Below are 20,017 nucleotides of genomic sequence, written 5' to 3'. Positions count from 1 at the left end.
AAGGAAAAAGAATGGAAAGAGAATTTTCAGTATCTTTAATGTGTATGGATTTTCTTCATATTGAAGATCAACTTAAGATTTTAAATCATAACGTCGATATGCTGCATGTTGATATCATGGATGGACACTATTGCAAAAATATTACTCTTTCACCGGATTTGGTAAAGGCGTTTCATAAGGTATCAAAAATTCCAATGGATGTCCATTTGATGACAACTAATCCGGAAGACTGGATTAAAAATGTAGCAGAGGCAGGCGCGGATACGATTTCATTACATGCGGAAACAATCAACGGGCAGGCATTTCGCCTGTACAATCAGATTGAGGATCTGGGATGTAAATGTGGAGTTGTATTAAATCCGGCCACGTCGCTGGATGAAATAAAATATTATTTAAATCGAATTGATTTATTAACCATTATGACGGTTGATGTGGGATTTGCGGGACAGCCGTTTATTGAAGAAATGATTCAGAAAATTGAGGAAGCAAAACGACTCCGGGAAGAGAAAGGGTATCATTATAAAATACAGATTGATGGTTCCTGTAAGAAAGAGACATTTAAAATCTTAGCAGATGCCGGAGCAGATATCTATATTCTTGGAAGTTCAGGTTTATTTGGTTTGGATCCAGATTTAAAGAAAGCATGTGAAAAAATGCGGGATCATTATAATAGCGCAATGGAGGGATGATCAGATGCGTTATCAAAGTTATAAAGAAATAATTTTGGATGAACTGGATCAAAGTCTGGGCGCTGTGACGGATGAACAGGTACAGCAACTGGTAGATGCAATATGCCATGCAGAGCGAGTTTTTGTCGTAGGGGTCGGACGGGTTCTTATGATGCTGCAGGCATTTGTGAAGCGTTTAAATCATATTGGGATTCATGCCACCTATGTAGGAGCTGTAGATGAACCTGCGATTACAGAAAATGATCTGCTGATTGCAGGCTCCGGCTCCGGAGAAAGTATTTTTCCGTTAGAGATCATGAAAAAAGCAAAAGGATTCGGTGCAACGATTGCACATATTGGATCAAATGAGGAAAGTTCGATGGCAGAGTACGAAGATATCTTTGTAAGAATTCCATGCGGAACAAAGCTTCAGAGAGAAGATGAGATTGAATCCTGCCAGATTATGAGCAGTTTGTTTGAACAAAGCCTGCTCTTACTGGAAGACACCATGTCACTGATGATTATGAATCAGAGAGATATGACAGATCTTCAATCTTTATGGAGAAAACATGCCAATTTAGAATAGGAGGAAAAAATGGAAGGTGTTATGAGAGCGGCGGTACTGCATAATCCGGGAGAACTGACGGTTGAAAACGTAAAAATTCCAACACCGGGAGAAAATGATGTACTTGTAAAAGTAAAAGCCTGCGGCGTATGTGGCTCCGATGTACCAAGAATTTTAGAAACAGGAACATATCATTTTCCTACGATTCCGGGACATGAATTTGGTGGGGTCGTGGTTGAGACAGGTACGAATCTGTCAGAAAATCTTCTTGGGAAAAGGGTGGCAGTCATTCCGTTAATTCCCTGCAAAACATGTAAATTATGTCAAGTGGGGCAATATGCACAATGTGAACATTATGATTTTTTAGGGTCCAGAAGCGACGGAGGATTTGCGGAATATGTAAAAGTTCCGGCAGACAACTTAGTGGTAATTCCCGACAATGTCGATGATGATGCTGCTGCATTTTTAGAGCCGATGAGTGTAGCTTTACATGTGGTGAAAAATACAGACATCCGTTATGGAGACAACGTGGCTGTCTTTGGTCTGGGCGCCATTGGGATGTTTATTGCACAATGGGCAAAAGCTTTTGGGGCGGCACATGTATTTGCAATGGACATTGATGAGAAAAAGGTACAGCTCGCCAGAGAAATCGGTTTGAAAGACGCAATTTGCACTAAAAATGATACAAAGATGGAAGAATTAGAAGTGGATGCAGCTTTTGAGGCGTCTGGATCTTCTGCTGCTTTCGAGCAGGCAATTTGTATGCTGAGAACCGGCGGAAGAATGGGACTGGTGGGGAGACCGGTAAAATCGCTGGAAATTAGACCGGAGATCTTTGAGAAAATCTTGCGAAGTCAGCTGACCATCAAAGGAAGCTGGAGTTTTGAGTTTACTGATTTTCCGCATCACGCATGGAGTCAAAGCCTTGAGGCGCTGAGTCATGGGATTATAAAAACAGAGCCGTTAATTACCCATCGCTTGCCGCTGCAACAAACATTGGATGCCGTGAAAATTATGAAAAATAAAACAGAATATTTTAATAAAATTCTAGTGAAACCAGAGCTATAGGAAAGAGGTAGATTGTTATGGAAAATTTATTATTGGCAAGGGTAGATGACCGTCTCATTCATGGTCAGGTTATGACTGCCTGGATGAAATTGTTACCGGCAAAAGAAATTATGATTGTGGATGATAAAGTTGCAAAAGATACGTTTATGATCCAGGTTCTGACGATGGCAGCGCCGTCCGGGGTAAAGGTGAAGGTTTTTTCTGTGAAAGATGCAGCGCAGATTTTAAAAGAGGGCTTAAAGGTTCCTTCGATTATGTTGGCCAAAACACCGCTGACATATCAGGCATTGGTAAATTGCGGAGTTGCATTGGATGAAGTGAATATTGGCGGAATGGGAATTTCCGGAGAAAGAAAAACACTGTATAAGAACATTGCCGCAGATTCTGCGGAGCGGGACGCACTTGGGGAGTTTATAGAAAAGGGAATTACAGTCAAAATACAGGTAATTCCACAGGACAAAGCGATTGACGTGGCAACGGTGTTATAGGGGGATGTAAAAAATGAAGGCAATGCGTTTACATGCTGTAAATGAGTTTATACTGGAAAAAGTAGAGAAGCCGGTACCAAAAGGAGATGAGATTTTGATTAGGGTCGATGCCTGTGGTATTTGCGGTTCTGACATTCCAAGAGTATATGAATTAGGAACAAAAGTTTATCCTGTTACCTTAGGGCATGAATATTGTGGGACGATTGTAGAAGTAGGAAATGAAAAAGATCAGGAACTCATTGGGAAAAAAACGGCTGTTTATCCGGTAATCCCATGTGGAGAATGTCCAAGCTGTAAAATCGGGCAATATGCGCAATGTAGCAATTATGGATATTTAGGTTCCAGAAATGACGGAGGTTTTGCGCAATATTGTCTTTTGCCGTCAAAATGGCATTTGGTAATACCGGATCAACAAGAGATCGAGATAGAGAACCTGGCGCTGACAGAGCCTGCAACGGTTGCTCTCCATGCGATTCGTAAAGGACAGATTCATGGAGGAGATGTGGTAGTTATTCTAGGCGCGGGACCGATTGGAATCTTAATGGCAAGATGGTGTCAGAAATTTGGGGCGGAACCGATTTTAGTAGATATTGCAGACCCAAAGGTGAAATTTGCTCAGGATCGGGGATTTGAAGTACTGAATTCTATGACGCAGGATTGTGAAAAGTATATTTATGATATGACCAAAGGAAAGATGGCAGATGTTATCATCGAAGGCACCGGAACGGGAGCCGGGCTGAATCAGGCAATTGTCTGCTGCAGGACATTTGGAACAATCGTGATGCTTGGAAATCCTCATCGAGATACAACCATTGAATTAAACAACCACAGCAGTATTTTGAGAAAAGAATTAAATCTTATAGGAGTGTGGAATAACTTTTACAATGAACTTCCATTGAATGAATGGAAATATACGGTAGATCAGATTGCAAAAAAAGAGTTGGAGGTTGCAGATTTAATTACCCATAGGGCAGATTTAGAGCATTTGAAGGAACTGTTTGATAAAATTTACCATAAAGAAATTTCAATATGCAAAGCTATTTACTCTAACAATAAAAATGCAGCAGAAGAATAAAATGGCATAAAAAATAAAAACTATAGTCCTCGCATCCCCATTGGGAAATATCTTGGGAACTATAGTTTTCTTTTTTTTGATAGCAATGGGCCAAAGTCTGGAACTGCCCGAGACCTTGGCGACCGCTTACAATCCCGGAATGTGCTGTCTGGCGCTTCCGTTGATTTTAATATTCGGCCATTTCTTCAACTGCTTGTTTTTGGATAATTGTTTTTAGATGTTCATTAAATAAAGCTTTCGTTGCATAAGTATTCGGCAGACGTCTGCAATATTCTGAAAGAATATCATGAATTTCATCCATCACATCGGTTTTCGGAGACTCATCCAAAGAAGTCAGAGATAGGTAATAGCAGCGATTCTCAGTATCTTTATATAAAGCGCTCCGAACTGCATAATTTTTCAGAAGCTTTGCGGCATCTGAAACGTCTTCCAGTGAATGAAAACAATAAATACCGACAGAAGTATCTGTCAATGCATGTTTCATATGTTCTTCAAGTTCTGGCGATTGGGATTTCCCGAGATCGCTCAAAAGATCTGTAAATTCTGAAAGATCACTGTCCCCGGAAAGCGAGAGGTGTTCCAGAGGCAGGTTTTTGGATAATTTTTTATAGTGTTCATGGAAATCTTCTGGATTGTCAACTCGGGTAATTACAAGAATCAAACAATCTTTGGATACCGGAATTGCTTCCACCATTAAAGGGATATCATTGGTTTCAAAGCCCAATTCGGCGGATGCCTTTTTCATCAGTTCCCGAAAGAGTCCTTTTGCCTTATCAGACCCAAAGGCTAATTCGTTCAAAAGAGTTTCTTTTCCTGCAAGATCTTCTTTATTTAAAGTACATCGGATTTGATTATCACTGATACGTTCAATTTTCATAATCATCACTCCTTGCTTTGATGTTATTATAGTATTACTTTTGCAAAGTGTAAAGCATTTCTTCAAAATTTACAAATTTCTCCAAATTTATATTGAAAAAATTTCCAATTATAGGTATAATTAGAATATGTCGCGGCAAATCTTACATTTTGGTACCAGAAAAGAATTCATATACCACGAAAAATCCAAATGATGTAAGACACAAAGGAACACCTAGATTGGAGGTATGTATGACGAATCATGATGAATTATCTTATTATTTATCCCAGGGATTGGCGGTCCATGTGGATGGCATTACAGTAGGTAATGATAATCTTGAACATGTAACTCTCGTACTCAATGAAGATGATTCTTACATGAAAGAGTTCATTCAGAATCAGAAAGGAGAAATCTGCGCCATAAATTATCAAAAAATCAGAGAATAACTGCAAAGAGTTTTGTAAGCCGGGAATTAATGCTCCCGGCTTAAATAATTCTTTAGTCCCTGATAGATACACTTTGCAGCTTTTTCCTGATAGGAGGTTTTTTGCAGCTGTTCCAGTTCCTGAGGGTTGGATAAGAAACCACATTCGACGATGACGGTAGGATATGGATTATCCCGGAGCAGATAATAGTCTGCGTTGGATTTAGACTGTCGATGATTTTCAGGATCTAATCCTTCGATCAGTGCAGATTGGATAGAATCTGCCAGATCTTTTCCCTTTTGGGAGCCATGGTAATAAAAAACCTGTGCGCCGTGAACGTCTCCGCTGGGATAGCTGTTTTGATGTATACTGATGACCGCGGCAGGCTCTTTATCAAAAATTTGCTGTTTTCGATTTTTTAAATCGGATATTTTCTGATTGGATGTGGAGGTCGCAAGATTATAATCCCCATCTCGTGTCAGATATACTTTAAATTTTTTCTTTTCCAGAATTTTTTTTAATTTCAGTGAGAGAGATAAATTAATATCTTTTTCCAATACGTTCCCCGCGCCTACTTTTCCGGGATCAGAACCGCCGTGACCGGGGTCGATATAAATAATATTCTGATTTTTTACAGTCTGACTTACAAAGATTGGAAATGTAATAGAGGAGAGGGACAGCAGAACCATGATGGCCAGACAGCCCCAGAAGAACATGATTTTTTGCTTTTTCATTGAACATCAAATTTCCTTTAGGTTTTGTATATAGTATATGTTGGCTGAGAGAAAAGTATTTATAGAGAATGAAGGCGTTTGTTCTCCCATAATCCAGACTTTCTTTTTCATACAGTTAATGGTATACTAAGAAAGAATGATTAGGAGAAAATATGAGAACAAAGCTGATAAGAATAAATAAAATAGAGGATTCCTTGGAAGAGATCACCGAAGCGGCCCGACTGATTCAAAGCGGTGAAGTTGTGGCGTTTCCTACGGAAACGGTCTACGGTCTTGGGGGCAATGGTCTGCTTTTGGAATCTGTCCGAAAAATATATAAGGCTAAGGGCAGACCTTCGGACAATCCCTTGATTCTTCATGTCTGCGATCTTTCTATGGCAGAAAAACTGGTCCGTGAAATCCCAGATCATGCACGGCGGGCAATGGAACATTTTTGGCCCGGTCCGATGACTGTGATTCTTCCGAAGAAGGATGAGGTTCCACACTGTGTCACGGGAGGTCTTGATACAGTGGCAATTCGTATGCCCGATCACAGGATTGCATTGGAGCTGATTCGCAGAGCTCAGGTTCCGATTGCTGCGCCAAGTGCCAATACCTCCGGACGTCCAAGTCCGACAAAAGCGGAACATGTGATGGAAGATTTAAATGAAAAGATTCCGATGATTCTTGACGGCGGCGCTGTGAGCGTTGGCGTTGAGTCGACAATTATTGATTTTACAGAGCCGGTTCCGGTGATATTAAGGCCGGGGAAAATTACGAAAGCAGAGTTGGAGGAGTTCTTAGGGACTCCTGTATTTATGAATACGTCATTCAAAGAGAGTGATTCAGGAATTCCAAAGGCGCCTGGGATGAAGTATAAGCATTATGCTCCCAGGGTTCCGATGATTCTTGTATTAGGAGATGATCCTAAGGCTGTAACAGCAAAGATCAACGAATTGACATGTCAGCAAAAGAAACTGGGAAAACGAGTGGGGGTTCTTGCAACGGAAGAGACAAAAGATCAATATCAGTCTGATGTCACGGTTTCGGTTGGAAGAAGAGATTGTCTGGAGACAGTGACCGCAAATTTATATGATGTTCTCAGAGGATTTGACCATAAGGATGTAGATATTATCTATTCAGAGGGGTTTGAAGGAGAGCCGCTTGGAGAAGCGGTGATGAATCGATTAGTGAAAGCAGCAGGACATGAGATCCTTCGGGTCTGAAAAAGGAGAATGTTTTGAAAAAAATTATTATTGTAAGTACCAATAATACTTGTCGTAGCTTTCTTGCAGAGTCAATTTTACGGCAGTATTTGCGAGATGCCCATCAATGGGATGTGGAAGTGATTTCCAGAGGACTGGTAGTGTTATTTCCGGAACCCGTTCACGCCAAAGCAGCAGATATGGTAAGGAAAAGCGGGATTGAGATTGTAGATTTTCAATCTGCCCAGCTTTTGCAGGAGGAAGTGGAGCAGAGTGATTTAATACTCACCATGACGGAGGAGCAGAAAGAAAAGGTCATGGAAGAATATCATGGGTATAAGGAAGTCGCTACCATGAATGAATATGCCAGAGTGGAAGGAGCGGTGCTGGACCCTTATGGCATGGAAGATGATGACTATGAACGGTGCTTTCATCAGATTGCCCGTTTGGTGAAAAAAATATGGGAAGAAAGATTAGGAGGAAATGAAATGATAGGTATTGGAAGTGATCATGGTGGATATGCACTGAAACAGACAGTGATCAAACATTTGGAGGAGAAAGGATATGCAGTGAAGGATTACGGCTGCTATTCGGAAGAATCCTGTGATTATCCGGTGTATGCTAAGGCAGTGGCAAATGCAGTGAAAAGCGGAGAAGTAAAGGAAGGAATTCTAATCTGCGGAACCGGAATCGGCATTTCAATTACAGCCAATAAGATTCCGGGAATCCGGGCAGCGCTTTGCAGCGATACCTTCAGCGCCAGAGCAACCAGAGAACATAACGATGCCAATATTTTGGCCATGGGAGCCAGAGTGATCGGAGAAGGGCTGGCGCTGGACATTGTGGATGCATTTTTGGAAACAAAGTTTTCCAATGATGAGAGACATATTCGTCGGATTCAAATGATCGAAGACTGAGAAAAAAGCAGCGGAAGAGGTTTTTGAAACCTTCTTCCGCTGCTTTTTGTGATAGCGATGAGCCAAAGTCCGGGCTTGCCCGAGACCCTGGCGCTCGCTTACAATCCCGGAATGTGTCTTTTGGCACTTCCGGTAATTTGGCAAATTGCACAAATGGATTTATGCAAATCATACAAAAACAAACGGAATCTTAACGGAAAAAGAATTGACAAAATAAAACCAGAGGAATAAAATAACGACAAACAAGGGCCGTTTACCATTTGAGTAGGTGCTCTTTTGTTTTGCCGCTGTATTTTCTGTAAACACAACGGTGTATAATTTAAAGTAAAGAAGGTGAGAAGATGGGTTCATTGGCAGATTACCTGATGGAAGAGCTTTCTTTGAAGACCAGCTTTGTGATTCCCCTTGGCGGTGGAATTCCGGTTCCGCAGTCCGCGGTGACAACCTGGGCGATTATGGCAATTGTGATTGTACTTTGCATCATATTTGTAAGGAACTTAAAAATTGTACCGGAGGGACCGCAGGTCTATGTGGAAGCAATTGTTGGATTCATTTACAATTTCATTGGAGATCTGGTAGGCAAAAAAGGAAAGCGATATATTCCTTTTCTTGGAACAATCCTGATTTATCTGGCGTGTTCCAACATTTCAGGCTTTTTCAGAGCGGCTCCGCCTACGAAAGATCTGAACGTCACAGCAGGACTGGCATTGATCAGTATATTTCTGATCGTGTATTCCGGATTTCGTGAAAGGGGTCTGAAAGGCTATCTGCATAGTTATGTGGAGCCGATGCCGATGATGGTGCCGATTAAAATATTGGAACTTTTCACGAGACCATTGTCACTTTGCATGCGGCTTTTCGGTAATATGCTGGGGGGATTTGTTCTGATGGAGCTGATTACCTATGCGGCGCCGGCGATTGTGCCCCTGCCGTTTAGCTGTTATTTTGATTTTTTTGACGGACTGTTGCAGGCATACATTTTTGTTTTATTAACATCACTGTTTATCAGTGAATCAATTGAGTAGAGGAAAAGTAAAGGAGATTAGAGTTATGGGATTAGCAGCGATTGGAGCAGGAATTGCAGTATTAACAGGAATTGGAGCAGGAATCGGTATCGGAGTTGCAACCAACGGAGCATTGGGAGCGATTGCAAGACAGCCGGAAGAAGCGGGGGAAATTAATAAAACATTGCTTCTGGGGTGTGCTTTGGCAGAAGCAACAGCAATTTACGGGCTGGTCATTGCAATTTTATTGATCGTATTAAAATAAATAGGAGGCGGAAGAGATGTTTCTGAAATTAGATTGGGGCATTATCTGGCCGATTGTCAATATTGTTGTATTTTATCTGCTGCTTCGTAAATTCTTGTTCGGACCGGTTCAGGAGATTATGAACAAACGGAAAGATATGATTGCACAGGACTTAAAAGATGCGGCAGATGCAAAAACAGAAGCGGAAGGAATGAAAGAGGAATATCAGGAATCTCTGGCACAGGCAAAGGAAGAAGCTTCTCTGATTATTTCCGATGCGCGAAAGCGGGCAAAAACGGAATATCAGGCAAAAGTAAATCAGGCGGATGAGCAGATTGCAGTGATGAAAGAAAATGCCGAGAAAGAGATTGAAGTTCAAAAGACGCAGGCGCTTGCAGGACTTCAGACAGAGATTGCCGGAATTGCACTTATGGCAGCTTCCAAGGTTGTGGAAAAAGAAACAAACAATGAGGGCAATGAAAAACTGTTGGATGATTTCTTAAAAGAGGCAGGTGTCTAAGATATGAAAACAATTTCCATGACATATGGGCAGGTGCTGTTTGATTTACATATACAGGAAAAAAATATCGAGGATGCAGAAGCCATCATCATAGAAAATCCAGAAGTAAGAAGAGCGCTGGAGAGTCCGGTAGTTGCAAAAAATGAGAAAGAGGCTGTGATTGACAGTCTGTTTGCAGCAGAACTGGGGAATTTTTTTAAAATTGCCTGTGCCAATAGGGATATAGACTGTCTTCTGGAAGCATTTGAGTTTTATCGGCAGTTAAAACGCAGATACAGCAATACGATCAGGGCAGAATTTTACTATGTAACAAAACCAAACCAAGAACAGATTGAGCGTATCAAAGAATATCTGAGAAAAAAATATCAGGCAGAACAAACTGAGCTTATATTGACCGAGGATCCATTGCTGATCGGCGGATTTGTTTTAAAGGTTGGGGACAATGTATTTGATAACAGCTTAAAAGGGAAAATGACAAAATTGCAGCAAAGTCTTACATGGAGGTGAGAATCAGGTGAGTAGTATCAATCCAGAAACAGTTGTTTCTGTATTAAAGGATCAGATTACAAACTATGATCAGAAAGTTGAAATAAAAGAAGAAGGACATATTATTCAGATTGCAGACGGAATTGCCACAGTTTATGGAATGGATCAGGCAATGTACGGGGAACTGGTAATTTTTGAAACCGGTGTCCGCGGTCTTGTGTTAAATGTGGAGAAGAATTGTATCGGATGCGTTTTGCTTGGGTCCGATCATGGGCTGATGGAAGGTTCTAAAGTGGCAAGAACCGGGGTGCAGGCAGATATTCCGGTTGGAAATGCGATGATCGGACGGGTGGTCAATGCCATTGGAGAGCCGATTGACGGAAAAGGTGAAATTCAGACCGATGAGAGAAGACCCATTGAACATGAAGCAGCCGGGGTGATTGATCGAAAATCTGTAGACCAGCCGCTGCAGACAGGAATTTTGGCAATTGACTCTATGTTCCCGATTGGAAGAGGTCAGAGAGAGTTAATTATCGGAGACCGTCAGACCGGGAAAACATCCATCGCAGTGGATACCATTTTAAATCAGAAGGGAAAAGATGTAATTTGCATTTATGTGGCAATCGGTCAGAAGGCTTCTACAGTATCACAGATTGTGACAACGCTGTCAAAGAACGGCGCGATGGATTACTCCATTGTGGTTTCTGCTTCGGCAAGCGATCTTGCATCTCTGCAGTATATTGCTCCATATGCAGGAACTGCCATTGCAGAACATTTTATGCATCAGGGAAAAGATGTTTTGATTGTCTATGACGATCTGTCCAAGCATGCCGTTGCATACCGTGCAATTTCTCTGCTTCTGGAGAGACCGCCTGGACGTGAAGCGTATCCGGGGGACGTATTTTATCTTCATTCCAGACTTCTGGAGCGTTCCTGTCGTCTGGATGATGCTCATGGCGGCGGTTCCATTACAGCGCTTCCGATTATCGAAACTCAGGCAGGGGACGTATCTGCATATATACCGACCAACGTGATCTCTATTACAGACGGACAGATTTTCTTAGAGAGTGAGTTGTTCTTTGCAGGCGTCAGACCGGCAGTGAATGTAGGTCTTTCCGTGTCCCGCGTCGGCGGCGCGGCGCAGACAAAGATTATGAAAAAAGTTGCAGGCAATTTGAGAATTGATTTGGCACAGTATCGTGAACTGGAGGTGTTTACACAGTTTAGTTCCGATTTAGATGAGGGAACCAAGGCAACGTTAAATCACGGAGCACATTTGATCGAACTGCTGAAACAACCGTTATATCATCCGATGGCATTGCATAAACAAATCTTGTTATTGTTTGCTGCTTCCCACAGAATGCTCAATGATATATCCTTAAAGGAGTTAAAGGCAGAAACAGAAGAGATGACAGCATTCTTTGAACAAAAATACCCGGAAACCGTGCGTCAGATCGACGAGGAGAAGGTATTCACCGATGAAATAGCTGAGAAGCTTGAAGAGGCAGTGAAGGCCTATGTAAAGTAGGTGATGCTCTATGGCAAATATCAGAGAAATTAAAACAAGGATGAAGAGTATCGAAGATACCATGAAGATTACCAATGCAATGTATCTGATCTCTTCTTCCAGATTAAAAAAAGCAAGAAAACAATTGGACGCAACGACTCCTTATTTTGAGATGCTTCAGGCAACGCTGCTTGATATCATCGCCCATTCTCCGAATCTTAAGTATCGGTTTTTGGATCACCGGGAAAATAAAACAAAGAAGAAAAAGGGATACTTGATTATGACGGCAGATCGTGGTCTTGCCGGGGCTTATAATCATAATATTATTAAGATGGCAGAAGAACAGATGAAAGATGAGAAGGATGCAAAGCTGTTTGTCATCGGATATATGGGAAGAAACTATTTTGGAAGGCGCAATGCGGCGCAGATGGATCCGGATTTCTTTTATACAACACAGGATCCGACCATTTACCGGGCGAGAAGAATTGCGGAGAAGTTAATTGACGAATTCTTAAAAGAAGAACTGGATGAAGTTTATGTAATTTATACAAAAATGATTTCATCTATGGCGTCTGAACCGAAAAAGATTCGTGTGCTTCCGCTGGACCCGGATGATTATGAAATGGCAGGGAAGAGAAAGGGCGGACGTATGACAGAATTTCAGCCTTCCGTTGGAGCTGTTATGGACCGTCTGGTCCCAAACTATGTAAAGGGCTTAATATACGGGGCTATGGTGGAATCTTTTTCCAGCGAGTTAAATGCCAGAATGATGGCGATGGAAGGAGCCAGCAAAAGCGCAAAAGATATGATTCGTTCGCTGGGGCTTTTGTATAACCGGGCGCGTCAGGCTGCAATTACTCAGGAAATTACGGAGGTCTGCGCCGGAGCCAAGTCATTAAAGAAGAAATAACCGTGGAGGAAGGGAAGAAACATGGAAAAAGGAAAAATTGTACAGATTCTGGGTCCGGTCATTGACGTAGAATTTGAAACAGAGCAACTCCCTTTGATTCAAGATGCTTTGACAGTTGTAAATAAAGGAAAAGAAGTTGTAATGGAGGTAGCTCAGCATATGGGAAACCGTACAGTCCGCTGTATTTTGCTGGCTGCCAGCGAGGGCCTTCATAAGGGCATGGAAGTAACAGCTACCGGGGGACCGATTAAGGTTCCGGTGGGAAAAAAGACTCTCGGAAGAATGTTTAATGTTTTGGGAGAAACCATTGATAATGGAGAACCAATTGAGACAGAAGAGAAATGGGCGATTCACCGGGAACCGCCAAAATTTGAGGATCAGAGTCCTGTGGTAGAAATGCTGGAAACGGGAATTAAGGTCATTGACCTTTTGGCTCCATATGCAAAGGGCGGCAAGATTGGTCTGTTTGGAGGCGCCGGAGTCGGAAAAACTGTATTAATTCAGGAATTAATTCATAATGTTGCCACAGAGCACGGCGGATATTCGATTTTTACCGGAGTTGGAGAGCGTTCCAGAGAAGGAAATGACCTCTGGGGGGAGATGACAGAGTCCGGCGTTATCAAAAATACAGCCTTAGTATTCGGACAGATGAATGAGCCGCCGGGATCTCGTATGAGGGTTGCGCAGACCGGACTTACCATGGCAGAGTATTTCCGGGATCAGGAGAAACAAAATGTGCTGCTGTTTATTGATAATATTTTCCGTTATGTGCAGGCAGGTTCCGAGGTATCTGCGCTGCTTGGACGTATGCCGTCTGCCGTAGGTTACCAGCCGACCCTGGCAAATGAAGTGGGTGCACTGCAGGAGCGTATTACATCCACCAAAAACGGTTCTATTACATCGGTGCAGGCAGTCTATGTACCTGCCGACGACTTGACAGACCCGGCACCGGCGACAACCTTTGCTCATTTGGATGCGACTACGGTATTATCCAGAGCGATTTCCGAACAGGGAATTTATCCGGCAGTAGATCCTTTAGAATCAAGCTCTCGTATTCTGGAACCGGATATTGTAGGGGAAGAGCATTATGAGGTTGCCAGACGCGTGGAGGAAGCTCTGCAGAGATATAAAGAACTGCAGGATATTATTGCAATCCTCGGTATGGAAGAATTGGATGAGGAAGATAAGATTACGGTATTCCGTGCAAGAAAGATTCAGAAATTTTTGTCTCAGCCATTCCATGTAGCAGAAAACTTTACAGGAATTCAGGGTGTCTATGTTCCGGTAGCAGAAACCATCAAAGGCTTTAAAGCAATTCTTGACGGAGAGATGGATGACTATCCGGAATCTGCATTCCTGATGGCAGGAACCATTGAGGATGTAAAGGCAAAAGCAAAAGAGGTGATGTAAATGGCAGAAACCTTTTATTTTGAGATCATTGCCAGTGATAAAAAGTTCTACAGCGGGGCTTGCGAGCATGTAATATTTCCGGCAGTCGACGGACTTTACGGTGTTCTTTTGAATCATGAGGATACGGTAACGGCGGTCGTCTCCGGAGAGCTTAGGTTTAAAGTAAACGGAGAGTGGCAGGCTGCGATTGTGGGAGAAGGTTTTGCAGATATTACCAGAAACTTTGTCATTATTGTGGTGGATACGGTGGAGCGCCCCGAGGACATTGATATTGTTCGTGCGAGGGAGGCAAAAGCAAGAGCCGAAGAACGGCTGAAACAGAAGCAGAGCCGGATGCAGTATTATCATACACAGGCGGCGCTGTCCCGCGCTATGGCAAGATTGAAAGTCACATCAAAATATGTGAAAAAATAATAGAATTCAGAAGATCAACTATCCCTCTAGTGGAGAGTTGGTCTTTTTTTGATAGGAAAGACTGGATAAAAGAATCGGATTCTATCTTGACTCTTCAGCAAAAGGATGGATTATAGTACAACTATAGAGAACAGGATGAACAAGTTCAGAAAGGATGGAATCTATGAATTTTGAATTAACACCGCAGCAGTTGGCAATTCAGCAGTCTGTAAGAGAGTTTGCCCAAAATGTATTAAAAGAAACCGTGTTGGAAGATGATGAAGCCGGAAGATTCCCAGAGGATGCGTATCGGCAGATGGGAGAGATGGGACTCATTGGACTGCCTTTCTCCACAGAATATGGAGGACAGGGCGGAGATTATCTGTCTTATGTACTGGCATTGGAAGAAATTTCAAAAGTAAATGCGTCCATGGGAATCGCGTATTCCGTGTGTACTTCCTTATTCTCCGGAGGATTGATTAATTCAGCCAGTGAAGAGCAGAAGAAGAAATATTTGCCGGATATTTTATCAGGAAAGAAAATGGGATCTTTTTGTCTGACAGAACCGGAAGCCGGGTCTGATGCAGCGGGATGCCGCACCACAGCCATTTGGAATGGAAAAGAGTACATTTTAAACGGATTAAAATGTTTTATTACCAATGGACCATTGGCAGATTATTATCTGGTGGTTGCATTGACGGCGCCGGAGCTTAAGACAAAGGGATTGTCTGCATTTATTGTTGAGCGGGAATGGGACGGAGTTTCCATTGGAAAAATAGAAAATAAATGTGGAATTCGCTCCGCGCAGGTATCAGAAATTATTTTTGAAAATGTCAGAGTGCCGAAAGAGAATTTAATTGGGGCAGAAGGAAAAGGTTTTGCCATTGCAATGAAAGACTTGGATGGAGGGCGAATCGGAGTTGCGGCACAGGGACTTGGAATTGCCAAAGGGGCTTATGAAATTGCGTTTAATTACTTAAAAGAAAGAGAACAGTTTGGAAAGCCGCTTTATCGAAATCAATATTTGGCGTTTAAAATGGTAGAATTAGAAACAGAGATCGAACAGGCACAGTATCTGCTCTATAAAGCTGCGATTGATAAGCAGGAAGGCAGAAGCTATGGTATATCTGCAGCAAAAGCCAAGATGGTATGTACGGATGCGGCAATGCGTGTATCAGAAGAGGCTGTGCAGATGCTGGGCGGAAACGGATATATGAAAGAGTATCATGTAGAGCGAATGATGAGAGATGCCAAAATTACACAGATTTATGAGGGAACCAACGAAATTCAAAAACTGGTAATCAGCGGAAGTATGTTCCGATAAATCGTCTTGGGGGTGGGGAGAAAGAGCGGAAAGTCATCCCCAGGGGTAGAGTTTGAAAAATGGAGGTGTGTGATGAAAAAGGCATTGGAAGGGTTAAAGGTGGTGGATCTCACCTCGGCGCTGAGCGGACCGTTTTGCACGATGATGCTGGCGGATTTTGGAGCGGACGTACAGAAAATCGAGCCATTGCATGGGGATCAATGCAGAACCTGGGGACCGATTGACGAAAAGAGCGGAGAGAGCGGATTTTATTGCTATGTCAATCGTAATAAAAAAGGCGCCACATTAAATTTAAAATCAGAAAAAGGGAAACAGATGTTTTATGATCTGGTAAAAGATGCAGATATTCTGGTAGAAAATTATCGAGGCGGAGTAACAAAGAAATTAGGAATCGACTATGAAACAATCAAACAAATCAATCCAACGATTATCTATGCATCCTGTTCCGGATTCGGGCAGTACGGTCCTCTGACACACAGAGCCTGCTATGATGTGGTAGCGCAGGCAATGGGCGGCATGATTAATTTGACTGGATTTAAAGACACGGATCCGGTCAAAGTGGGACCATCTGTGGCAGACCATGTATCGGGAATTTATCTTACCGTTGGCGTTTTGGCAGCTCTTTATCACAGGGAGAAGACCGGAGAAGGGCAGCAGGTGGATGTGTCTATGTTTGATACAATTTTCAGTCTGTTGGAGAACGCTTTGGTGAATTATACAATGGATGGCGTCATAGCAGAGAGAAACGGAAATGTAGATCCGTCCATAGCACCGTTTGATGTATTTCCGTGTAAAGATGGATTTGCAGCCTTGGGTGTGGGAAATGACAGGTTATTTGATACCTTTTGCCGCACCATTGGCCATGAGGAGTTGTTAAGTGATCCGAGATATGAGACCAATGATTTAAGATGCAAAAATTATTTGCCGGAGTTACAAGATTTGATTCGAGACTGGTGCAAAGACTATACGAAAAAAGAAATCGAAGCAATTATGGATGAGGCGGGGATTCCTTGTGGCCCGGTATTAAATGTAAAAGAAGCCATTGAGCACCCTCATACGCAGGCGAGAGATATGATGGTGCACTGTGAGCATCCGACAGCCGGAGATTTATATTTTCAGGGGTGTGTTATGAAGATGTCAGAGACACCGGGAACCGTTGAAACTCCTTCTCCGCTTCTTGGAGAACATAATTGTGAGATTTTCGGAATTACCAAGGAGGAAGAGGCTCAATTAAAAGAAGAAGGGGTCTTATAGACGATCGGTATGAAAGGAGAAAGAATATGAGGAAAGTATCTTACTTAAGTTATAATATGACAACTGCGGATGCCAATAATCCCGATGGAATTGTTCCGGTGGGACGCCAGTTTGATTTTATTGGCGATGTGGAAACCGAGGAGATGATTCTGGTGGACGGAGATGAATCTCTATGTCTTGGATATGAGGATGTAAAAGTACATCATGATGTTTATATCGGGGATATGATGGAATACAAAGCAACATTAACTCATATAGGAAATACATCCAGAGACTGCAGAATTGAAGTGTTCAAGCTTGCGACACCGGCACAGCGCGCAGGAAAAGAAAACTGCAGACCTGGGGATATGGTGTGGTTTGACGAACCTCTGTTATGTACGGAAGGAAATGTACGGCTGGTGGTCAAGAAGCATCTGCAAAGAGGAGAGCAACCGGATGGGGCAGTGAGAGAACCTTGGCGTGATTTGGATGATTTTCCGGCAGAAGGAGAACTAAAAGATACCGTTACTTACCGCTATCGGATGTCAGATCGGGATGTATTTTACGGGGGAGGCGTTGTCAACGGTGCCAGAAGCATAACGCTGATGGAAGATGCAGCAAAACGTATGATGGCAAAAGCATTTGAAAACACAGGACGCTGTGTGGAAGTAGAGAAGGTTCGTCTGTATGCGCCTTGTTTTGCAGGGGATTATATGGAATATATTGCAGGAATCCGGAAAATCGAAGGAAATAAGGTATTTATCGAGGTTCGTTCCTTTAAAATCATTGAAGTGCCGGAGAATCCTCCGTATCCAAGCTCCATTGATGTATTGGAAGATCCTCCGCTTTCTACAGTCGTACGGTTTGTATATGAAATAGAAAGATAAGTATCAGAACTAAAAAATCCAAAAAAACATAAACGAAAAAAGATCACATAACCGATGTTCTTGTCTGTTGTGTGATCTTTTCTTTTTTGTGATTCTAGAAAAAAATTCTTTATAGTAGAAAAAGTGAAAATAAAATTACCCATTCATCCACAAAAAATCGGAAATGTGTTATAATAAAAAAAGATAGTAATGACCGGATGATCTGGAGGTGAGTCTTGTTGAATGAGAAGACATATTATTCTATTGGAGAAGTGGCTGCAATTTGCAATACATCGGTGAAGACACTGCGCTATTATGATGAAATTAAGCTTGTCATCCCAAAGGTACGGAAGGAAGAGAGCAAATATCGGTATTATACCAAAGAGCAGATGGTAACCATTTTAATTATACGGAAGCTGAGAATGTTAGGTTTTGCCTTAAAAGAGATTAAGGAAATAGTGTATGAGAATGGCAGTCAAGTTCATGTTTTGGAGAATCAGATACAAAAGAAGCTTACCTGCATTCAGAGAGAGATCGAAAATCTTCAGAAGAAATCTGCGGAGGGGGAGGCTTTTTTGCACCGTCTGCAGGAAGGAACAGAGGCTATCAGACTCTGTGAGGAGGTAGAGAATTTTCAAAAAGGCCGTTTAGATCAGATTGTCATACAGAATATTCCGCAAATTCATTTATATCATTCCAGAAAGATGATGGAGATGTATCACAATGAAGAGGTTTCCATTGATCGCTGGATTGAAATTAATGAAGAAGTGGAAAAACGTGGAATGAAGGCCTGCGGTCCGGTCATTGTTACATATTATACAGAGCTGTTAGACCAGTTTTTGTCCAAAGACTGCGATATTGAATTTGGAATTCAGGTCGAAGACTGTGATTCTGATAAGGTCAGAGAATTTGGAGGTTTTCAGGCTGCCACGGCATTTCATGTGGGACCTTATCGAGAAGTGATTAAGACACATATTAAAGTATTGCAATGGGTAAATCAGAATAACTATAAAATAGCAGGACCAGTATCAGAAGAATTTATCATTTCCCCTGTGGATGTACAAAATGAAAAAGAACATGTAACAAAGATTGTTGTTCCGGTAGCGTAACGGTATGGAGATTATTTCGTCAGGAGTATGCTATGGCAGGAAAATAAAGATTTTTAGGAGTCGCAGAGGGCGGCTCCTAAAAATTTTCTTTTTTAATAGGGAGAATAATTTTTGTGACTCGTCGGGTTTCATCGTTCACATCAAGAGGAGATAAAATAAATTCTTCCGTTGCCGGTCCTGTAACGGCGTAATGGTTTTGGCGAATCCATTTCATCATCTGAATGTAAGAATTTGGAATATCTTCATAATTTCCGATATGAATCATTGTTGCCGCATCGAATCCGCCAAAGGTTCGGATTTCTTCCGAAGGCTCTGCGTCTTCAATATGTACCCCAAACTCAATGAGGGAATCTTGAGATAAAAATTTGTTTAAAATATTTTTATCATAAAAGGTGACGTAAACGGGTCCGATCATTTTATGAGAGGATTCCTCGGCCTGACGCAGAATGGAAATCCATCGGTCCAGAGAAATCTCGGAATAATCATAGTCTTTCATAATTTGCTGGTTGAACATTAAACTGATCGGCGGAATATATTCAACGGAAACTTTCAAATCTTCGGATGGGATAGAGGAAGAGGTTTCGAGAATACCGATTCCGTTTTGTATTTTTTTCAGCAGATAACAGCATTCTGTGTAACGGTCAATTTCTTTCATAATGTTGTTTTTCATTGCGTTTAGCTGTTTGAGCATTTTTTTTTCGAGAGATTTGGCTTCGTTGTCATGGATAATTTCTTTGATTTCTTTTAGAGAAAAGCCCATTTGCTTTAGATTTTTGATAATTAGAAGATCTATGATTTGTTCTTTCGAGTAGTAGCGGTAGTGTGTATCATGATTGCGGTAATCTGGAGTAAACAGGCTGATTTCATCATAGTAACGCAAGGTTTTCTGTGGAACATCACAAATTGCAGATAATTCACCGATGCTGTAGTAAGGTTTGTTTGTAAACATAAGAAAGTACCTCCAGGGTGACAAATCAAGTTCAGAAAATAAAATTTCGCTTCATAATATATTATAGCAAATTATTTCTGTT

The 20,017-nt window shown here is 41.9% G+C and carries 23 protein-coding genes; 20 read left to right on the top strand and 3 right to left on the bottom strand.

Annotated elements, in window-relative coordinates:
* Positions 1-11 precede the first annotated feature (11 nt).
* Genes alsE through AC27EF_RS06635 form a run of 5 tightly spaced genes read left to right on the top strand, consistent with a single transcriptional unit; the run spans position 12 to position 3,864 of the window.
* Positions 12-689, top strand: a complete 678-nt coding sequence (gene alsE, locus AC27EF_RS06655) for a D-allulose 6-phosphate 3-epimerase (protein ID WP_487109757.1) — start codon at positions 12-14, stop codon at positions 687-689.
* Positions 690-693: 4 nt separating this feature from the next.
* A complete protein-coding gene (gene hxlB / locus AC27EF_RS06650) occupies positions 694-1,254 on the top strand; it encodes a 6-phospho-3-hexuloisomerase (RefSeq protein WP_487109755.1) in 561 nt (186 codons plus the stop codon).
* A gap of 9 nt (positions 1,255-1,263) precedes the next feature.
* The gene (locus tag AC27EF_RS06645; protein WP_487109753.1) at positions 1,264-2,301 is read left to right on the top strand and encodes a galactitol-1-phosphate 5-dehydrogenase; all 1,038 of its coding nucleotides are present in this window, start codon (positions 1,264-1,266) and stop codon (positions 2,299-2,301) included.
* Between the two features lie 17 nt (positions 2,302-2,318).
* Positions 2,319-2,789 carry a PTS sugar transporter subunit IIB gene (locus AC27EF_RS06640; protein WP_487109751.1) on the top strand — a complete coding sequence of 157 codons (471 nt, stop codon included), beginning with the start codon at positions 2,319-2,321 and terminating at the stop codon, positions 2,787-2,789.
* 13 nt (positions 2,790-2,802) lie between these two features.
* Positions 2,803-3,864: a galactitol-1-phosphate 5-dehydrogenase gene (locus AC27EF_RS06635; protein ID WP_487109749.1), complete on the top strand. Its 1,062-nt coding sequence runs from the start codon at positions 2,803-2,805 to the stop codon at positions 3,862-3,864.
* 166 nt (positions 3,865-4,030) lie between these two features.
* Here the strand turns inward: AC27EF_RS06635 and AC27EF_RS06630 are convergent, their stop codons facing one another.
* Entirely contained in the window at positions 4,031-4,741 is a 711-nt protein-coding gene (locus AC27EF_RS06630; RefSeq protein WP_487109747.1) for an adaptor protein MecA, read from the bottom strand.
* A gap of 230 nt (positions 4,742-4,971) precedes the next feature.
* On the opposite strand from AC27EF_RS06630, the gene AC27EF_RS06625 reads away from it, so the two are divergent.
* The gene (locus AC27EF_RS06625) at positions 4,972-5,166 is read left to right on the top strand and encodes a hypothetical protein (protein ID WP_487109745.1); all 195 of its coding nucleotides are present in this window, start codon (positions 4,972-4,974) and stop codon (positions 5,164-5,166) included.
* A gap of 26 nt (positions 5,167-5,192) precedes the next feature.
* Here AC27EF_RS06625 and AC27EF_RS06620 read toward each other — a convergent pair whose 3' ends face one another.
* Complete coding sequence (locus tag AC27EF_RS06620) at positions 5,193-5,879, bottom strand: N-acetylmuramoyl-L-alanine amidase (protein ID WP_487109743.1); 687 nt, start codon at positions 5,877-5,879, stop codon at positions 5,193-5,195.
* 152 nt (positions 5,880-6,031) lie between these two features.
* Here AC27EF_RS06620 and AC27EF_RS06615 point away from each other — a divergent pair, with 152 nt between their 5' ends.
* The 14 genes from AC27EF_RS06615 (at position 6,032) to AC27EF_RS06550 (ending at position 18,986) form a co-directional block, all read left to right on the top strand.
* Entirely contained in the window at positions 6,032-7,084 is a 1,053-nt protein-coding gene (locus tag AC27EF_RS06615; RefSeq protein ID WP_487109741.1) for an L-threonylcarbamoyladenylate synthase, read from the top strand.
* Between the two features lie 14 nt (positions 7,085-7,098).
* Entirely contained in the window at positions 7,099-7,980 is an 882-nt protein-coding gene (gene rpiB, locus AC27EF_RS06610; RefSeq protein ID WP_487109739.1) for a ribose 5-phosphate isomerase B, read from the top strand.
* Positions 7,981-8,321: 341 nt separating this feature from the next.
* Positions 8,322-9,005 carry a F0F1 ATP synthase subunit A gene (locus AC27EF_RS06605; RefSeq protein WP_487109737.1) on the top strand — a complete coding sequence of 228 codons (684 nt, stop codon included), beginning with the start codon at positions 8,322-8,324 and terminating at the stop codon, positions 9,003-9,005.
* A gap of 25 nt (positions 9,006-9,030) precedes the next feature.
* Positions 9,031-9,249, top strand: coding sequence for an ATP synthase F0 subunit C (atpE, locus tag AC27EF_RS06600; protein ID WP_487109735.1), 219 nt, complete (start codon positions 9,031-9,033; stop codon positions 9,247-9,249).
* Positions 9,250-9,265: 16 nt separating this feature from the next.
* Positions 9,266-9,748 carry a F0F1 ATP synthase subunit B gene (gene atpF / locus AC27EF_RS06595; protein WP_487109733.1) on the top strand — a complete coding sequence of 161 codons (483 nt, stop codon included), beginning with the start codon at positions 9,266-9,268 and terminating at the stop codon, positions 9,746-9,748.
* Between the two features lie 3 nt (positions 9,749-9,751).
* Complete coding sequence (atpH, locus tag AC27EF_RS06590; RefSeq protein ID WP_487109731.1) at positions 9,752-10,255, top strand: ATP synthase F1 subunit delta; 504 nt, start codon at positions 9,752-9,754, stop codon at positions 10,253-10,255.
* Positions 10,256-10,262: 7 nt separating this feature from the next.
* Positions 10,263-11,762, top strand: a complete 1,500-nt coding sequence (gene atpA / locus AC27EF_RS06585) for a F0F1 ATP synthase subunit alpha (RefSeq protein WP_487109730.1) — start codon at positions 10,263-10,265, stop codon at positions 11,760-11,762.
* 10 nt (positions 11,763-11,772) lie between these two features.
* Positions 11,773-12,651 (top strand): ATP synthase F1 subunit gamma, encoded by an 879-nt coding sequence (gene atpG, locus AC27EF_RS06580; protein ID WP_487109729.1) that lies wholly within the window; start codon positions 11,773-11,775, stop codon positions 12,649-12,651.
* Positions 12,652-12,672: 21 nt separating this feature from the next.
* The gene (gene atpD, locus AC27EF_RS06575; RefSeq protein WP_487109727.1) at positions 12,673-14,061 is read left to right on the top strand and encodes a F0F1 ATP synthase subunit beta; all 1,389 of its coding nucleotides are present in this window, start codon (positions 12,673-12,675) and stop codon (positions 14,059-14,061) included.
* Positions 14,062-14,475: an ATP synthase F1 subunit epsilon gene (gene atpC / locus AC27EF_RS06570; protein ID WP_487109726.1), complete on the top strand. Its 414-nt coding sequence runs from the start codon at positions 14,062-14,064 to the stop codon at positions 14,473-14,475.
* Between the two features lie 163 nt (positions 14,476-14,638).
* Positions 14,639-15,778, top strand: a complete 1,140-nt coding sequence (locus AC27EF_RS06565) for an acyl-CoA dehydrogenase family protein (protein WP_487109725.1) — start codon at positions 14,639-14,641, stop codon at positions 15,776-15,778.
* Between the two features lie 72 nt (positions 15,779-15,850).
* A complete protein-coding gene (locus AC27EF_RS06560; protein WP_487109724.1) occupies positions 15,851-17,032 on the top strand; it encodes a CaiB/BaiF CoA transferase family protein in 1,182 nt (393 codons plus the stop codon).
* Between the two features lie 26 nt (positions 17,033-17,058).
* Complete coding sequence (locus AC27EF_RS06555) at positions 17,059-17,898, top strand: hotdog fold domain-containing protein (RefSeq protein WP_487109723.1); 840 nt, start codon at positions 17,059-17,061, stop codon at positions 17,896-17,898.
* 218 nt (positions 17,899-18,116) lie between these two features.
* Positions 18,117-18,986: a MerR family transcriptional regulator gene (locus AC27EF_RS06550; RefSeq protein WP_487109721.1), complete on the top strand. Its 870-nt coding sequence runs from the start codon at positions 18,117-18,119 to the stop codon at positions 18,984-18,986.
* 76 nt (positions 18,987-19,062) lie between these two features.
* On the opposite strand, the gene AC27EF_RS06545 is transcribed toward AC27EF_RS06550, so the two are convergent.
* Positions 19,063-19,935, bottom strand: coding sequence for a MerR family transcriptional regulator (locus AC27EF_RS06545; RefSeq protein ID WP_487109719.1), 873 nt, complete (start codon positions 19,933-19,935; stop codon positions 19,063-19,065).
* Positions 19,936-20,017: the final 82 nt, after the last annotated feature.

The sequence above is a fragment of the Anaerostipes stercorihominis genome (genome assembly GCF_057535655.1).
The sequence above is the reverse complement of the archived record's forward strand: the minus strand, read 5'-3'. Positions and strand labels throughout refer to the sequence as shown.

Bases quoted from the DNA above. Each gene is read 5' to 3' on its own strand.
- alsE (WP_487109757.1), top strand. From the start codon at position 12: ATGGAAAGAGAATTTTCAGTATCTTTAATGTGTATGGATTTTCTTCAT.
- hxlB (WP_487109755.1), top strand. From the start codon at position 694: ATGCGTTATCAAAGTTATAAAGAAATAATTTTGGATGAACTGGATCAA.
- AC27EF_RS06645 (WP_487109753.1), top strand. From the start codon at position 1,264: ATGGAAGGTGTTATGAGAGCGGCGGTACTGCATAATCCGGGAGAACTG.
- AC27EF_RS06640 (WP_487109751.1), top strand. From the start codon at position 2,319: ATGGAAAATTTATTATTGGCAAGGGTAGATGACCGTCTCATTCATGGT.
- AC27EF_RS06635 (WP_487109749.1), top strand. From the start codon at position 2,803: ATGAAGGCAATGCGTTTACATGCTGTAAATGAGTTTATACTGGAAAAA.
- AC27EF_RS06630 (WP_487109747.1), bottom strand. From the start codon at position 4,741: ATGAAAATTGAACGTATCAGTGATAATCAAATCCGATGTACTTTAAAT.
- AC27EF_RS06625 (WP_487109745.1), top strand. From the start codon at position 4,972: ATGACGAATCATGATGAATTATCTTATTATTTATCCCAGGGATTGGCG.
- AC27EF_RS06620 (WP_487109743.1), bottom strand. From the start codon at position 5,879: ATGAAAAAGCAAAAAATCATGTTCTTCTGGGGCTGTCTGGCCATCATG.
- AC27EF_RS06615 (WP_487109741.1), top strand. From the start codon at position 6,032: ATGAGAACAAAGCTGATAAGAATAAATAAAATAGAGGATTCCTTGGAA.
- AC27EF_RS06605 (WP_487109737.1), top strand. From the start codon at position 8,322: ATGGGTTCATTGGCAGATTACCTGATGGAAGAGCTTTCTTTGAAGACC.
- atpE (WP_487109735.1), top strand. From the start codon at position 9,031: ATGGGATTAGCAGCGATTGGAGCAGGAATTGCAGTATTAACAGGAATT.
- atpF (WP_487109733.1), top strand. From the start codon at position 9,266: ATGTTTCTGAAATTAGATTGGGGCATTATCTGGCCGATTGTCAATATT.
- atpH (WP_487109731.1), top strand. From the start codon at position 9,752: ATGAAAACAATTTCCATGACATATGGGCAGGTGCTGTTTGATTTACAT.
- atpG (WP_487109729.1), top strand. From the start codon at position 11,773: ATGGCAAATATCAGAGAAATTAAAACAAGGATGAAGAGTATCGAAGAT.
- atpD (WP_487109727.1), top strand. From the start codon at position 12,673: ATGGAAAAAGGAAAAATTGTACAGATTCTGGGTCCGGTCATTGACGTA.
- atpC (WP_487109726.1), top strand. From the start codon at position 14,062: ATGGCAGAAACCTTTTATTTTGAGATCATTGCCAGTGATAAAAAGTTC.
- AC27EF_RS06565 (WP_487109725.1), top strand. From the start codon at position 14,639: ATGAATTTTGAATTAACACCGCAGCAGTTGGCAATTCAGCAGTCTGTA.
- AC27EF_RS06560 (WP_487109724.1), top strand. From the start codon at position 15,851: ATGAAAAAGGCATTGGAAGGGTTAAAGGTGGTGGATCTCACCTCGGCG.
- AC27EF_RS06555 (WP_487109723.1), top strand. From the start codon at position 17,059: ATGAGGAAAGTATCTTACTTAAGTTATAATATGACAACTGCGGATGCC.
- AC27EF_RS06545 (WP_487109719.1), bottom strand. From the start codon at position 19,935: ATGTTTACAAACAAACCTTACTACAGCATCGGTGAATTATCTGCAATT.